15 protein-coding genes are annotated in these 16,378 nt (G+C 27.6%); 11 read left to right on the forward strand and 4 right to left on the reverse strand.

Features of this window, described 5'->3' with window-relative positions:
- Positions 1-72: 72 nt before the first annotated feature.
- The 4 genes from cmk to BUB01_RS05680 all read left to right on the forward strand — a co-directional run bounded on the left by cmk (position 73) and on the right by BUB01_RS05680 (position 3,179).
- Positions 73-717 carry a (d)CMP kinase gene (cmk, locus tag BUB01_RS05665; RefSeq protein ID WP_072985712.1) on the forward strand — a complete coding sequence of 215 codons (645 nt, stop codon included), beginning with the start codon at positions 73-75 and terminating at the stop codon, positions 715-717.
- Positions 718-879: 162 nt separating this feature from the next.
- On the forward strand, positions 880-1,725 hold the full coding sequence (locus BUB01_RS05670; protein ID WP_072985713.1) for a 4-hydroxy-3-methylbut-2-enyl diphosphate reductase: 846 nt from the start codon (positions 880-882) through the stop codon (positions 1,723-1,725).
- Positions 1,726-1,972: 247 nt separating this feature from the next.
- Positions 1,973-2,821 (forward strand): GNAT family N-acetyltransferase, encoded by an 849-nt coding sequence (locus BUB01_RS05675; protein WP_072985714.1) that lies wholly within the window; start codon positions 1,973-1,975, stop codon positions 2,819-2,821.
- 97 nt (positions 2,822-2,918) lie between these two features.
- Positions 2,919-3,179: a hypothetical protein gene (locus BUB01_RS05680; protein WP_072985715.1), complete on the forward strand. Its 261-nt coding sequence runs from the start codon at positions 2,919-2,921 to the stop codon at positions 3,177-3,179.
- A 48-nt stretch (positions 3,180-3,227) separates the two neighbouring features.
- Here the strand turns inward: BUB01_RS05680 and BUB01_RS05685 are convergent, their stop codons facing one another.
- Entirely contained in the window at positions 3,228-4,421 is a 1,194-nt protein-coding gene (locus BUB01_RS05685) for a pyridoxal phosphate-dependent aminotransferase (RefSeq protein ID WP_072985716.1), read from the reverse strand.
- 21 nt (positions 4,422-4,442) lie between these two features.
- A complete protein-coding gene (locus BUB01_RS23115; protein ID WP_159433209.1) occupies positions 4,443-4,607 on the reverse strand; it encodes a hypothetical protein in 165 nt (54 codons plus the stop codon).
- Positions 4,608-4,958: 351 nt separating this feature from the next.
- Between BUB01_RS23115 and miaB the strand changes: the two genes are divergently transcribed.
- The 6 genes from miaB to BUB01_RS05715 all read left to right on the forward strand — a co-directional run bounded on the left by miaB (position 4,959) and on the right by BUB01_RS05715 (position 13,831).
- On the forward strand, positions 4,959-6,287 hold the full coding sequence (gene miaB, locus BUB01_RS05690; protein WP_072985717.1) for a tRNA (N6-isopentenyl adenosine(37)-C2)-methylthiotransferase MiaB: 1,329 nt from the start codon (positions 4,959-4,961) through the stop codon (positions 6,285-6,287).
- Positions 6,288-6,499: 212 nt separating this feature from the next.
- A complete protein-coding gene (mutS, locus tag BUB01_RS05695) occupies positions 6,500-9,190 on the forward strand; it encodes a DNA mismatch repair protein MutS (protein ID WP_072985718.1) in 2,691 nt (896 codons plus the stop codon).
- Positions 9,191-9,212: 22 nt separating this feature from the next.
- Positions 9,213-11,183, forward strand: coding sequence for a DNA mismatch repair endonuclease MutL (gene mutL / locus BUB01_RS05700; RefSeq protein WP_072985719.1), 1,971 nt, complete (start codon positions 9,213-9,215; stop codon positions 11,181-11,183).
- Positions 11,184-11,192: 9 nt separating this feature from the next.
- A complete protein-coding gene (gene miaA, locus BUB01_RS05705) occupies positions 11,193-12,122 on the forward strand; it encodes a tRNA (adenosine(37)-N6)-dimethylallyltransferase MiaA (protein ID WP_072985720.1) in 930 nt (309 codons plus the stop codon).
- 51 nt (positions 12,123-12,173) lie between these two features.
- Positions 12,174-12,419: an RNA chaperone Hfq gene (gene hfq / locus BUB01_RS05710; protein ID WP_072985721.1), complete on the forward strand. Its 246-nt coding sequence runs from the start codon at positions 12,174-12,176 to the stop codon at positions 12,417-12,419.
- 131 nt (positions 12,420-12,550) lie between these two features.
- Entirely contained in the window at positions 12,551-13,831 is a 1,281-nt protein-coding gene (locus BUB01_RS05715; RefSeq protein WP_072985722.1) for a methionine gamma-lyase family protein, read from the forward strand.
- A 100-nt stretch (positions 13,832-13,931) separates the two neighbouring features.
- Here BUB01_RS05715 and lexA read toward each other — a convergent pair whose 3' ends face one another.
- On the reverse strand, positions 13,932-14,540 hold the full coding sequence (gene lexA, locus BUB01_RS05720; protein WP_072985723.1) for a transcriptional repressor LexA: 609 nt from the start codon (positions 14,538-14,540) through the stop codon (positions 13,932-13,934).
- 140 nt (positions 14,541-14,680) lie between these two features.
- Between lexA and BUB01_RS05725 the strand changes: the two genes are divergently transcribed.
- Complete coding sequence (locus BUB01_RS05725) at positions 14,681-15,163, forward strand: hypothetical protein (protein WP_072985724.1); 483 nt, start codon at positions 14,681-14,683, stop codon at positions 15,161-15,163.
- A gap of 132 nt (positions 15,164-15,295) precedes the next feature.
- On the opposite strand, the gene BUB01_RS05730 is transcribed toward BUB01_RS05725, so the two are convergent.
- Positions 15,296-16,288, reverse strand: coding sequence for a tyrosine recombinase XerC (locus tag BUB01_RS05730; protein ID WP_072985725.1), 993 nt, complete (start codon positions 16,286-16,288; stop codon positions 15,296-15,298).
- Positions 16,289-16,378: the final 90 nt, after the last annotated feature.

Genomic DNA, 16,378 nt, shown 5'->3' on the forward strand with positions numbered 1-16,378 from the left:
TTAGCTGAAATAAGAAAATTATGTTATAATGGATTTAAATTTTAAAGAAACCCATAGAAAGGTGTGATATTAATGAGAATTTCAGTAGCTATAGATGGACCTGCAGGTGCTGGAAAAAGCACTATTGCTAAAATTGTTGCTAAAAACTTTAATCTTATGTATATAAATACTGGTTCTATGTATAGAGCAGTTACACTAAAATCAGTTGAGGCTAATATAGAACCTGAAGATATTCAAAAAGTTTTAAAAATAGTAGATAATATGGAAATGCATTTTGAAAATGATGAACTGATTTTAAATGGCGAAAATATAAATGATAAAATAACAACTCCTGAAATTAGCAACAAAGTTTCAGCTTATGCTTCAATTAAGGAAGTTAGAGCAAAACTTGTACTTCTTATGCAAGAAATGTCTAAAAAATATGATGTCATAATGGATGGTAGAGATATAGGAACTGTTGTTCTTAAAGATGCTACTCATAAGTTTTTTCTAACAGCAAGTCCAGAAGAGCGTGCTGAAAGAAGATATAAAGAACTTATAAATAAAGGTTTAGAAGTAAACTATGAAGAAATCTTAAAGGATATCATTAGAAGAGATTATCTAGATACTAACCGTGAAGCTGATCCTCTAAGGAAGGCGGAAGATGCTATAGAAATTGATACAACTGGTCTTAATATACAAGAAGTAGTTGATAATATTTGTAAGCATATTAAGTAAAATATATATTACAATAGAGGTAGATTCTATTTTAATCTTATTTAAACTCATTTAAAATATGGTAGATTTTTATTCTCCATTTTTTAAGGTAACGTTATGAATTGCTATAGGGGAATTTGAAAATTAGTTATAAGCTAAAATAATTTATATGTAGAGGGCAAAATTATGAGAAAAGTAGAATTAGCAGAACATGCTGGATTTTGTTTTGGAGTGAAAAGGGCAGTTGATGAATCTGTAAAAACTCAAAAACAATATAACAAAAAGATATATACTTTAGGACCACTTATTCATAATAATGATATGGTTAAATTCTTAGAAAAAAACAATATTTTTGCAATAAATTTAGAGGATGTAGAAAAACTAGAAGCTGGTGAGGTTATAGTAATTAGATCTCATGGGGTTAGAGAAAGTACAATAAAATACTTAGAGGATAAAGGAATGATAGTTGTTAATGCTACTTGTCCTTTTGTTACTAACATACAAATCAAGGCAAATAAACATTCAAAGGATGGTTATAAGATTATTATTATAGGTGATGAAAATCATCCAGAAGTTCAAGGAGTTAATGGTTGGTGTGATGATTCAGCCTTAATAACCATGAATGGAGAGTTTGATTTTAAAATTCCGAATAAAGTGTGTGTAGTTTGCCAAACTACACAAAAAAAAGAGATTTGGACTAAAACAATAAATAAAATATCAGAAAATGCTAAGGAAATATTAGCTTTTAACACTATTTGTTCAGCAACAGAGGTTAGACAAAAAAGTGCTGATGATATATCAAAAAAAGTTGATGTTATGATAGTTGTTGGTGGAAAAGAAAGCTCTAATACTATAAAGCTTTATGAGATTTGTAAGAAAAATTGTGAACGTAGCTATCATATAGAAAATGTAAATGAACTTGATATGAATTGGCTATATAAAGATGATTTAGTTGTTGGGGTCACAGCAGGAGCTTCTACTCCAGATTGGATAATAAAAGAAGTAATAAAAAAAATTCAAATTAATTAATTATAAGGTATATTATTTTATTTTTTAAAATTTTAACCTATAAAGCAGTGCCTATATCTTATGTTACATAGTAATTAAAGATATAGGCTAATTTATTATTTTATTATGATTTATAAATATAAATTAATAAAGGTAAGAAAATATTAATCGATTTATTTATATATGGTTAAATTATATAGGGCACCTTTTTATTGAAAAAATTTCCATTTTATAATATAATTTAATCATGACAAAGTGGGGTAGTGGTATGATTAATATTAGAAAATTTTCCTTAATAGATTTTATAAAAATTTCAAATGTGTCGGATAATTATATAGCTGATTATTTTAACAATTTAGTTGGAAAAAAATCTATGTTAGAAAAATTAATGGCTGTTGAAAATATTTTGCTTCTATTAGAAGAAAAAGAAATAAAAGGTTTTATTAAGCTTGAAAATTATTATGATGATATATATATACTTAAAGATGTATATATCAACAATTTATTAAAAAAAAATATAGATAAGATTAAAATATTAAAGATTCTTAGTGCAAGTAAAATTATCTACGAAGAAAGTTTGCAAGATAATTTTTTTTATGAACTTTCTGTCCTTGGATTTAGAAGTGTGAACAAAACTATATTTATGTCAATTAACTTAAATAATTTTAATTTAGATATAGATAGTTCTTATGATAAAAGTATAAAATTATTTATAAAGGGTAAAGATGAAAAAATAAGATGTATCCTTCAAAATCAAATTTTTAATGAAGAAGGAAGAATACCTTTAAGTGTTGATGATATATTTTGGGACGAAAAACAAGTTTATTATTTAGAAGATATGAATTACTTTATATTTGATAAAGAGATTCCTGTAGGATATGGACAAATAATTTTTAATGATAATAAATATATTTTATGCAATTTTGGTATCTTGAAAGAATATAGAAATAAAGGGCTCGGAAAAAGACTTTTAACCTCTTTGCTTAAAATTGCAAAAGCAAAGAATATGGAAACTATATATATAAAAGTCTTAGATAAGAATGTACATGCTATTTCACTATATAAAAGCATTGGATTTACCGTTGAGTCAATTATAGAGAATTTCGAATTAAAATAGAAAATAATATTCTTAATAAAAAGTAGGTGAAATTATGAGAAAATGTGGTGGGATGCCTTACCAGTGAAGTATTCTTCACAGAAAGGCTGTGATTTTATTGAGTAGAAGTTATAAAAAAGTTTGCTGTTGTCCAGATAAGAATTCTAAATTTGGAAAACGCATGGCGAATAGAAAAGTGAGAATTTACAAAGGAACTATTGCAAATGGAAAGTCACATAGAAAACTTTATTGTTCATGGGATATTAGAGATTATGTATTTAGACATACTTTTGAAGAGTATAAAAGAAATTTCTATGGTAAAAGTAAAACAGAAAAAGAACTATACAGATCATGGTATAAATATTATAAAGCCAAATAAAAAAGTAGCAAATATGCTACTTTTTTTATTTTAATCGTAAATTAGAATCTAATGAGTTTCTAAATATTCATTAAGAGCTAGCATTAGAATTTTAGTTGCTTTTTTTAAAGTTTCTTTATTTACACAATAAGATATTCTTATTTCATTTCTGCCAAGTCCTTCAGTTGCGTAAAAACCTGCTGCTGGAGCTACAACAATACTTTCATTATTATAGCTGAAGCTTTCTAAAAGCCATATCGCAAAATCATCTGCATCTTTTATAGGTAGTCTTACTATTATATAAAAAGCACCTTGTGGCCTATATAAAGTTAAATTAGGTATAGATTTTAGTCCATTATATAATATATTTCTTCTTTCTTCATATTCATCATGAACTTTTTCTAAATAACATTTAGGAGTTTTTAGAAGAGCTATAGCAGATATTTGTTCTAATGTAGGTGAACAAAGACGTGCTTGACATAATTTAAGAATGTTATTCATAACGTCTAAATTTTTTGAAGCTACAAGTCCGATTCTAGCACCACAAGCACTATAACGCTTAGAAATACTATCTATTAATATAATTCTATTATGAATTTTTTGAAGCTTCATACAAGAAATGAATTCTATATTATCATAAACAAACTCTCTATAAACCTCATCTACTATAAGAAATAAATCATATTCTTCTACAATTTCTTCAAGTATTTTAAGCTCTTCTAAAGTATAAACCCTACCTGTTGGATTTCCAGGATTAGCTATCATTATAGCTTTAGTTTTACTATTTATATGTTTTGTTATTTCTTCTTTTTTAGGTAATTTAAAAGCTTCTTCAACTTTTGTTAAAAATGGTATAACCTCTACATTACTCATTTCGCAAAAACTATTGTAATTTGTATAAAATGGCTCTGGAATTAATATATTTTCTCCATTATCACAAATAGTTGTTATTATATATTGAATAGCTTCACTTCCCCCATTAGTAATTACTATCTCATTTTCTTCAAAGCTTATATTTAAACTTTTGTAATAATTAATAAATTCTTGTATAAGTTTTGAATTCCCCTGGGAATTTGAATAAGCTAAGGTTTTTTCATTAAACCTTTTTATAGCTTCAAAAAACTCTTTAGGAGTTTCAATGTCTGGTTGTCCTATATTTAACTTATGAAGAGTAATACCTCTTCTTTCAGCCGAATCTACATAATGCTGCAATTTTCTAATAGGAGAATATTGCATTTTTAGTATTCTGTTTGATAATTTCATAGCCCCATCCCCTTTTTTTAATTATAGTAATGAATCAGTTGGAATAATAGATGTTTTTGTACTCCAAGTATCATTTGTAAAATGATTTTTATAGTAGGATCTATCACATAGATTATTACTACTATATGATTCATTAGTTAAATCTGTTTGTTCATCTTCTTCTTTTTTTGCTTTTAAATCATACATTTTTATCCCTCCTTCTTAAGTATAGTATCTTCGAAAGAGAGACTTTTTATTAAAAATTAAATGTTAAATTTAAGAAAAGAAAAATATATTACCATAATTATGAAACTTAAACTATTCAATGTCAACGTCCACTTATAAGTTTTTTAGAGATGATAGTGGTATTATATAAAAATTAGTCAACAAATCAAATTTATTATAAAAGTAATATAGATTAATCTTACCAAAGAACTATTTATATGTTATAATCCATTATTGATAATAATTGTTTTTAAGTATATAAGGTACTTTAAAAAAAGTTATAAATTATATATAATAAGGTAATAAAGATATTATACAAAAGGAGTAGAGTTAATGAAGGATAAAAATTTAAAATATTACATAGAAACATATGGTTGCCAAATGAATGAAGAAGACTCAGAAAAATTATCAGGTATGCTTAAAAGAATAGGATATAAACCATGTGAAAGTAAAGAAGAAGCTTCAATTATTATATTTAATACATGTTGCGTAAGAGAAAATGCTGAAAACAAAGTTTTTGGAAATTTAGGACATTTAAAAGCAGCTAAAGAAAAAAATCCTAATCTAATAATAGCTGTTTGTGGCTGTATGATGCAACAAAAAGGAATGGCTGATAAATTATTAAAAACATACCCATATGTTGACATAATATTTGGAACTCATAATGCATATAAATTCCCAGAGTATTTAAATAGAGTACTTCAAGGTGGAGTTCAAGTAAAAGAAATTGTAAATAAAGAAGAAAAAATAGTTGAAGGAATACCAGTTGATAGAAAAAGTGATATTAAAGCCTTTGTTACAATTATGTATGGTTGTAATAATTTTTGTTCTTATTGCGTAGTTCCTTTTGTTAGAGGTAGAGAAAGAAGCAGAAAACCTGAGGACATAGAAAATGAGATAAAAGAACTTGTAAGTAAGGGATATAAAGAGGTTACTCTTCTTGGACAAAATGTTAATTCTTATGGTTTAGGATTAGAAGAAGAGATAAACTTTGCAAAATTACTTAGAAGATTAGATAAAATAGATGGCCTTGAAAGAATTAGATTCATGTCTTCACATCCAAAAGATTTAACGGATGAAGTTATAATGGCTGTTAAAGAATGTGATAAAGTTTGTGAACAAATCCACTTACCAGTACAAAGCGGGTCTTCAAGAGTTCTTGAAGCTATGAATAGAAAATATACAAGAGAACAATATTTAGAGCTAGTTAGAAAGATAAAAGCCGAAATACCAGATGTAGGTTTTACAACTGATATTATAGTTGGTTTCCCGGGAGAAACAGATGAAGAGGCTGATGAAACAGTAAGTCTTATAAAAGAAGTTGAATATGATTCAGCATTTACATTTATATATTCAAGAAGAAATCATACACCGGCTGACAGAATGGAAGATCAAATAGATGAAAAAGTTAAGCATGAAAGATTCAATAAGCTAGTTACTGAAATGAATGATATAATATCTAGAAAGAATGCAGAATACATGGATAAAGTTGTTGAAGTTTTAGTTGAAGGAACTAGCAAAAATGATGAAACTAAACTTACTGGAAGAACGAGAAATGGAAAGCTTGTAAATTTCATAGGTTGCAAAGATTCTATAGGTAAATTAGTTAATGTTAAGATAACTAAACCACAAGCATTTTCTCTTTATGGAGAACAAATTTAAAGCTCTTTTTATAAGAACTTTTTAAAGGTATAAGAAAACATAAAATTATTTATATTTTGAGTAAAAATTAGCTGTTTTATATAGTAAAATTATAGTTTCTTTACCTTTATTACAAGAGTGGGCTTATATAAATTTTCTACTATTTTGAGCCCTAAAAAAGGGTAGAATAAGAGAATTTATATGCTCACTTTTTAAATTTAAGGAGGATTATTATGGCTTTAACTCCCATGATGAGGCAATATTTTGAAGTAAAAGAAAATTATAAAGATTGTATTTTGTTTTTTAGATTAGGTGATTTCTATGAAATGTTCTTTGAAGATGCTGAAACAGCAGCTAAAGAACTAGAACTTGTACTTACAGGAAGGGATTGTGGGCTCGAAAATAGGGCACCTATGTGTGGAATACCATTCCATGCGGCTAATAATTATATAGGAAGACTTATAAGTAAAGGCTATAAGGTAGCTATTTGCGAACAAGTAGAAGATCCAGCCTTAGCTAAAGGAATTGTAAAAAGAGATGTTATAAAGGTAATAACTCCAGGAACGTATATAGACTCTAGTTTTTTAGAGGAAAGCAAGAACAACTATATTATGAGTATATCAATAAATAGCTCTCTGAACATATGTTCAGTAGCTCTGTCTGATATATCTACTGGTGAATTTTTAACTACTGAATTTAAATTTTCATGGAATACAATATTTGATGAAATAGCAAAATTTGCTCCAAATGAAATAATTATAAGTAAAAGTACGTCTGAAGATGACTTGAAAAATTTGAGAAATTACTCTAAAGCACTTTTAACAACCAGAGACGAAATTTATTTTGAAGAAGATTTTAGTAATACTTTAAAAGAGTATTTTAAAGATTATAGTGGAGAGTTGTCTGAAATTCAAGAAAGTGCTGCGGGTTCACTTATGAAATACATAAATGAAACTCAGAAAATATCTTTAAGTAATATAAATAAAATTACTGTTTATAATATATTTGACTACATGACTATAGATAACAATACAAGACGTAATCTAGAGCTTACAGAAAGTCTTTATGGTAAAGGCAAACAAGGATCTCTACTTCATGTTATGGATAAAACAGAAACTTCTATGGGAAGTAGGAATCTTAGAAAATGGATAGAACAACCATTATTAAATAAGAAACACATAGAAGACAGATTAGATGCTGTTTCAGAACTAACAAATAATCTATTATTAAAGGAAGAACTTAAGACTAATCTTAAGGATATTTATGATATAGAAAGAATATTAGGGAAGGTTTCAAATAAGAATGTAAATGCTAAAGATTTAATATCGTTAAAAGTATCATTAAGTAAAATTCCTGATATAAAAAGAAGTATTAAAGATTCAAGCTCTAAGCTTTTAAAATACTATTATAATAATATAGATGAACTATCTGATTTACATGAGCTTTTAGATAAAGCTATTCTGGATGATCCAGGCTTAACTATTAAGGATGGTAATATCATTAAGGATGGTTATAATGAATCAGTAGATGAGTTAAGAGTGGCTAAAAAGAGCGGAAAACAATGGATTTCTGATTTAGAAAATAGAGAAAGAGATTTTACAGGAATTAGATCTTTAAAGGTTGGGTATAATAAAGTATTTGGTTATTATATAGAAATATCAAAAGCTAATTATTCTTCTATTCCAGAAGGAAGATATATAAGAAAGCAAACATTATCAAATGCTGAAAGATATATAACTGAAGAACTTAAGACAATGGAAGATAAAATACTAGGCGCTGAAGAAAAGTTAATTTCACTTGAATATGAATTATTTAATGAAATTAGAGATCTTGTAGATAAAGAAATTGATAGACTTCAAAATACAGCAAGACAAATAGCTGAATTAGACTCAATAGCTTGTTTTGCAACATTAGCCCTTGAAAATAATTATGTAAAACCAACTATAAATACTGAAGGTTTTATAGACATAAAAGAAGGAAGACACCCTGTTGTAGAAAAGGTTATTCCAAATGGTGAGTTTATATCAAATAACACTTTAGTAAATAAAGATGATAAACAACTTTTACTTATAACAGGACCTAATATGGCAGGTAAATCTACTTATATGAGACAGGTAGCCTTAATTACATTAATGGCTCAAATGGGTTCTTTTGTACCTGCAGAAAGTGCTAATATAAGCATAGTTGATAAGATATTTACTAGAATAGGTGCATCGGATGACTTAGCAGGGGGGAAATCTACCTTCATGGTTGAGATGTGGGAAGTATCTAACATACTTAATAATGCAACTAAGGATAGTTTAGTATTATTAGATGAGGTTGGAAGGGGAACTAGTACTTACGATGGATTAAGCATAGCTTGGTCAGTTATAGAATATATTTGTAAGTCAGAAAACCTTAGATGTAAAACTTTATTTGCAACGCACTATCATGAGCTTACAAAGCTTGAAAATGAGTTAAGAGGTGTTAAAAATTATTCTGTTGCAGTAAAGGAATTAGATAATACTATAGTATTCCTTAGAAAGATAATCGAAGGCGGTGCAGATCAATCTTATGGTATTGAGGTTGCGAAGCTTGCAGGCTTACCTAAGAAAGTTATTGATAGAGCTAAGGATATATTAAAACACTTAGAAAATGAAAATGTGGCAGATACAAAGAAAATAGCTATTGAAAATAAAGAAGTTTTGGAAGAAGTGGCTACGGATATAAAAGAAGATGTAGAAGAGGTATATATAAACAATCATAAAACTAATAAGAAAAAACATAATCATGCTCAAGACAGTTTACAAATGGATTTTAGTTTAATTGCAAAAGAGAATTTAGTAAATGATATAGCTAAGCTTGATATTTTAAGCATGAATCCTATGGAGGCTATGAATAAACTATATACCATTGTAAGTGAAGCTAAGAAGCTTAAGGATTAGTTAATAAGGAGATGGTATAACTATGGGAAGAATAAATATTTTAGACCAGATTACTTCAAATAAAATAGCAGCAGGAGAAGTTGTAGAAAGACCTTCTTCTGTTGTGAAAGAACTTGTTGAAAATAGTATAGATGCTGGAGCTAAAAATATAATAGTAGAGGTATTAGATGGTGGGGAAAGTTTAATACGTATTATAGATGATGGCATTGGTATACATAGTGAGGATATGGAAAAAGCTTTTATGCCACATGCAACAAGTAAGATAAACAATGTAGAAGATATATATAAAATAAGTACATTAGGCTTTAGGGGAGAAGCTCTTGCGAGTATAGCCTCTGTAGCAAAAGTGCTCCTTAAAACAAAATTTAAGGAAGATGAATTTGGAAGTGAAATATATATAGAAGCGGGTGAAATAAAGCATAAGAGAGAAGCTGCTATAAATAAAGGAACATTAATAGAAGTTAGAGATATATTTTATAATGTACCTGCTAGAAAAAAGTTCTTAAAATCTATTTCTAGAGAAGGAGCTTTAATAAATGATATAGTAAGTAGAATTGCTTTAAGTAATCCTGATATATCATTTAAACTTTATAACAATAATAAGAGTATACTCCATACCTTTGGTAATGGTAATCTATTAGATACTATAAGATGTTTATACGGAAAGCAAATAAGTGAAAATTTATTATATTTTGAGCATCATACAGATGCTATTTCTGTTTTTGGTTATATAGGTAGAGAAGAAATAAGTAGAGGTTCTAGAAATAATCAATCTATTTTTGTAAACAATAGATATATAAAGAACAAACTTATAACTGTTGCAGCTGAAAATGCTTTTAAATCTTTTAGTACAGTTAATAAGTATCCTTTTTTTACTATATTTTTAGAAGTGTATCCTGAATTTGTAGATGTAAATATACATCCAACTAAAGCAGAAATTAAATTTAATGATGATAGGCAAGTTTTTAAAATAGTGTTTGATAATATCCATAACGTATTAAGAAAGGATATAGCAGATTCATTTTTAGTTGCAGAAAATTCTTCTGAAAATATTCAAGATGAATATAAAGTAGAAGAGATTACGTTTAATTATAATGCAATTAAGCCGGATTATAAGGAAGACTATAATAATGTAAAATCAAATAATGAAGAATTTAAGACTTATTCACCTTCTCCAGAAATAATTAATTCTTTTAATTTAAAAGAAGAAGAGGAAAAAGCTTTTCCAAAAATAATAGAGAAGGAAGTAGTATCTATACCCGTAGAACTTAAGAATGAAATTTATAATAGATATAATACTGATGATAAATTTAACAATATTAATAACGTTAATTTAGAGAACTCTAATAATATTAAGAAAGAGATAACTACGAATATTGAAGAGGATATAGATAAGCCTATTAAAATTCCTAAATTTCCAAAATTAAAGGTTATAGGACAATTTAACAATACTTATATATTAGGAGAATATGAATCTATACTATATTTAATAGATCAACATGCAGCCCATGAAAAAATTTTATTTGAAGAATATTTAAAAGCTATTGAAAATAAAGAAATCGTGGTTCAAACATTATTGATTCCTATAACTTTGGAATTATCTCTAGATGATTTTTCCTATTATGAAGAAAATAAAAATGTCTTCGATAATGCAGGGTTTATAATAGAAGACTTTGGATCTAATTCTATAAGACTTATTGAAGTTCCGTACTTTTTAGATAAGTTAAATCCTAAAGAATTATTCTTAAGTATATTAGATAATTTGAAATCATTAGGTTCTGGTAAGACTACTGAAGTTAAATATAATAAGATAGCTACTATGGCTTGCAAGGCGGCTGTGAAGGCAAATGATGTATTAAGTTATAATGAGATGGAAGCATTAATAGAAAGACTTAGATTTATAGATGATCCTTTTAATTGTCCTCATGGAAGACCAACTATAGTTAAGTTTACAAGCTATGAGTTAGATAAGAAGTTTAGAAGAATTGTGTAGGAGAATTTTATGAAAAAAAATATACTTGTTATTGCGGGACCTACATCTGTTGGGAAAACAGATATATCTATTAAAATTGCAAAAAAATTAAATGGAGAAATAATTTCTACCGATTCTATGCAAATTTATAAAGAAATGAATATAGGATCAGCAAAGATATCAAAGGAAGAAATGAATGACGTTCCTCATCATCTTATAGATATAATTGCTCCAGAAGAGGAATTTTCGGTATCTGAATATAGAGAATTGTGTCTAAAAGCTATTTCTGATATTCATAATAGAGGAAAACTACCTATATTGGTAGGTGGTACTGGACTTTATATAGATTCTGTAACATGTAATATGAACTTCACAGAAAGTGAAAAAGATGATGAATACAGAGACTATCTTTGGGCATTAGCCGAAAAAGAAGGTAATGAAAAATTACACAGTTTATTAAAAGAAATAGATCCTAAGAGTTATGAAAATATTCATATGAACAATAGAAAACGTGTAATACGTGCCTTAGAGGTATACAAAACCACAGGAAAGCCTTTTAGTTCATATAATGAGGTGAATAAAAAGTATGATGTTCCATATAATATATTTTATTATGTATTAAATATGGATAGGGTTTCTCTATATGAAAGAATAAATCACAGAGTAGATTTGATGCTTGAAAAAGGCCTTTTAGAAGAGGTTATAGCATTGAAAAAATCTGGCCTTACACCTAGTATGCAATCTATGCAAGGAATAGGTTATAAGGAGCTTATGTATTATTTAGAAGGCTCTATACCTTTAGAGAAAGCAATAGAAATGATAAAACAAGGAACAAGAAATTATGCTAAAAGACAGTTAACCTGGTTTAGAAGAGATAAGAGAGCTGTATTTTTAGATAAAGACATTTTAAGTGAAGAGGAAATTATAGATAAAATAACTAATGACATTATGAATTCTTAGGTTTATAATTAAATTATTATAAAAACTTTTATATGGTTTGGAGGGTTAATAATGAATAATAAGTCAACAAACAACTTGCAAGACATTTTCTTAAATAATGCTAGAAAGGGAAAAATAGCAGTTGTTATATATTTAACAAACGGATTCCAATTAAAAGGATATGTTAAAGGTTTTGATAGCTTTACTGTAGTATTAGATTCTGATGGTAAACAAATGCTAGTTTACAAGCATGCTATTACAACAGTAACTCCAGCAAAACCTATATTATTTAATAGTACACAAGTTGATGACAATTAAATATTAATACATAGGCAAACATTAATGTTTGCCTAATTTTTTTCACTATGTTAATATATTCTATGTTATAAGATTTTAAGGAGGTGTAACTAATTCAAAATGTTTTCTAAATTTTTGAATTAGTAATTAATATGTTAAAAGAAACTAATGAATTATTAAAAAATGTATATAAAATAAGTGATAGAACTTTAGAGTTATATAATAAAGCTATTTTGGATGTTGAAGAAGAGTTTAAAAAATATGATGAAATAAGAGAATTAAATCAAACTAAAGTGTTACATGCTTTGCAAGAGGAAAGAATTTCAGATACACACTTTACAAACTCTTCAGGTTATGGATATGGTGATATAGGTAGAGATTCTTTAGATCTAGTTTATGCTAGAATCTTTAATACAGAGAGTGCTTTGGTGAGACCGCATTTTGTAAATGGAACTCATGCTATAGGAGCAGCTTTAATGGGTAACTTAAGACCTAATGATACTATGCTTGCCATTACAGGCAAACCATATGATACTTTACATAATATTATAGGAATAAGCGGAGAGGAAAATATAGGTTCTTTAAGAGAGTATGGTGTTAAATATAAACAAATTGATTTACTGAACGGAAAGGTAGATTTTGATAAAGTTAAAGAAGCTTTAGAATCAGATAAATCTATAAAACTTGTACATCTTCAAAGATCTACAGGATATGGATGGAGAAATTCATTTTTAGTAGATGAACTAGGAGAGGTTATAAGTTTTGTAAAAGCTATAAGACAAGATGTTTTAGTATTTGTAGATAACTGTTACGGTGAATTTATAGATACAAAAGAACCAACAGATGTAGGTGCAGATTTAATAGCAGGTTCATTGATAAAAAATATAGGTGGTGGTATAGCACCAACTGGTGGTTATATAGCTGGGAAAAAAGAATATGTTGAACAAGCTGCTTACAGATTAACTATTCCTGGTATAGGAGGAGAGTGCGGCTCAACCTTTGGCGTTATGAGACAGCTTTATCAGGGGTTATTCTTGGCTCCACATATTGCTATGGAAGCTGTAAAAGGGGCTATTTTCTGTGCTAGAATAATGGAACTTGCGGGTTTTGAAGTGCTTCCAAAGTATAATGAAAAGAGGAGCGATATAATTCAAGCTATAAAATTCAATGATAAAGATAAAGTTATAAACTTTTGCAAGGGAATACAAAAAGGATCTCCTATAGATTCATTTGTAGAATGTGAACCATGGGATATGCCAGGTTATACAGATCAAGTTATAATGGCAGCAGGAGCTTTTGTACAAGGTTCTTCTATAGAACTTTCGGCGGACGCGCCAATAAGACCTCCTTATATAGCATACCTTCAAGGTGGACTTACTTTTGACCATGCTAAAATAGGTATACTTATAGCTCTTGATAAAGTTTTTAAGTAAATATTATGTAAAGTAAAAACATATAGATTTTTAAAGATTATATAAGTAATGTATATTGATAATGAATAAAACTAGGTGCACAGATATGTACACCTAGTTTTTAATATGATCTATAAAGACCTACTAATTTACCTAAAACAGAGCAGTTATCTACTAGTATAGGACCCATTGTTTTATTCTCTGGTTGTAATCTTATATGATCTTTTTCTTTAAAAAATCTTTTTAAAGTAGCCTCGTTTTCTATAAGAGCAACAATTATATCTCCATTATTAGCTGTTTGAGCTTGCTCTATAATAGCTAAATCTCCATCATTTATACCAGCTTCAATCATACTTTCGCCAGAAACTTTTAATATAAAAAGATCTCTATCATGTTTTATATAATCACTTGGAATAGGAAAAATATCTTCTACATTTTCCGTTGCTAATATAGGAAGTCCAGCGGTTATATTACCTATTATAGGGATATTTAATAATTCTTTTTTATTTGTAGAGAATTCTATTATTTCAAGAGCTCTTGGTTTTGTAGGATCCCTTTTTATTAGACCTTTTTTCTCTAATCTTTTTAAATGGCCGTGAACTGTTGAAGTTGAACTTAAACCTACAGCATCACAAATCTCTCTAACTGAAGGGGGATAACCCTTGGATTCGGTGTGTGCTTTTAAAAACTCATAAACTTCTTTTTGCTTATCTTTTATAATTTCACCCATTTTATACACCTCGCTATTCTTGTTTTATTATATCATATAATTGCGCTAACATCAAACTTATGTTCTAGTATTATAAAATTTGCTTATCCTTGTTACCTCTGCTATAATTGATTAGAAAACTATAAGAGAAGGTGAATTATATGAATATTTGTATTTTTGACAAAAACAAGGAATGTAATACATATAAAAATTGTGATAATTGCGATTTAGCATCTAAAAAGATTTTTGACGAATGTTTAAAATCTTTGGATTTAAATAGTGTAGATATAGAAGCTGTAAATATTGAAGGTATTTCTAAAGAAGTAGAGGAGAATGAACTGCTTTTAAGAGATAGCATGACTGAAGATTCAGAAGAAAGTTTGGAATTAGATAAAAAACTAGAAATAGAATTCGAGAATAATATTAATTTTGAAGGTGATGTTAACGGATTTGATATGAAAAAATTCAATGAAGAATTCAAGTTAACAGATGAAAATGGCGATGCTTGGGAACATATAGAGTACATAGATGATCTTCAAGATTTGCTTTTAGATAAAGAAGCAGTTGAAAAATATTCTGTAGAAGAATTCCCAGGTTTAATAAGAATAAATAGAGCAGCATTAGAAGAAGATATGAATCAATAGACTTAAAAGAAGTAGAGGAGAGTGCCCTCTACTTTTTTTAAGTCTATTGATATATAGAAAGCTAAATAAAATAATTCGTAAACTTAATTATTTTATTTAGCTTTTAACTTTACATAATATTTGTTATGTAATTTATTTTATATTTGCAAGCGGGTTAGAACTTACAGCGTCTCTTAAAGTTTCATCATCAACGTGAGTGTAAATTTGAGTTGTAGAGATGTTTTCATGTCCTAAAATACTTTGAAGACTTCTAATATCTACATTACCATGCTTGTACATCAATGTAGCAGCTGTATGTCTAAGTTTATGGGGAGTGCATTTAACATCAGTTATTCCAGCGTTTTTTATATGTTTCTTAACTAAAATTTCTACAGTACGCTTATCAATTGGCTTATTTCTGTTAGATAAAAATAAAATGTTTTTATATTCATTAGGAACTTGACTCGTATCTCTAATATTTAAATAATTAGAAATAGCATTCAAAGTAGCATTATTAAGATATACAGTTCTTTCTTTATCACCTTTACCTATTATTGTTAATGTATCACCTTTGATTTTATCTAATCTTATATTACAAAGTTCAGAAAGTCTTAATCCACAATTTAAAAACACAGTTAATATACAGTAATCTCTAAAATAATTTTTATTCTTTTTATCTAAAGATTTAAGGAGAGTTATACTTTGGTCAAGAGTTAAATAAATAGGGTGACGTTTATTTATTTTTGGACTTTCTAAATCTAAAGTAGGGTTCTCATCTATTATTTTAGCTTTGGTGCTTAAAAATTTAAAATAAGATTTTAATGTAGCTACCTTGCGAGCTCTTGCGTAACTTTCATTTTCTCTTTGTTTTTCTAGAAAAGACATAAATGCATAAAGATCTGTGAGTCTTATGGTTCTAATAAAACTATTATCTATATCACTTAAATCAACTTCATTAAAATCTATGTCTCTAGGACAATATCCTTTATATATTTTCATAAATCTATAGAAAATTATCAAGTCTATTCTGTAACCATCTATAGTATTAGTTGATTTTCCTTTAATAGTTTGTAAATAATTCAAAAAATCATCAACACTTTGAGGAAGTGCTTTATTTTCGGCTATTGGTTTAATATCATATATCATAAAATCATCCTTAAAATATAATAAATTCTAGAAAAGCATGAAAAGATGCTTTCTATAGGATAATTATACTATATAATATCTAAAATTACC

The sequence above is a fragment of the Clostridium cavendishii DSM 21758 genome (assembly GCF_900141845.1).
GTDB classification, from domain to species: domain Bacteria; phylum Bacillota; class Clostridia; order Clostridiales; family Clostridiaceae; genus Clostridium_AG; species Clostridium_AG cavendishii.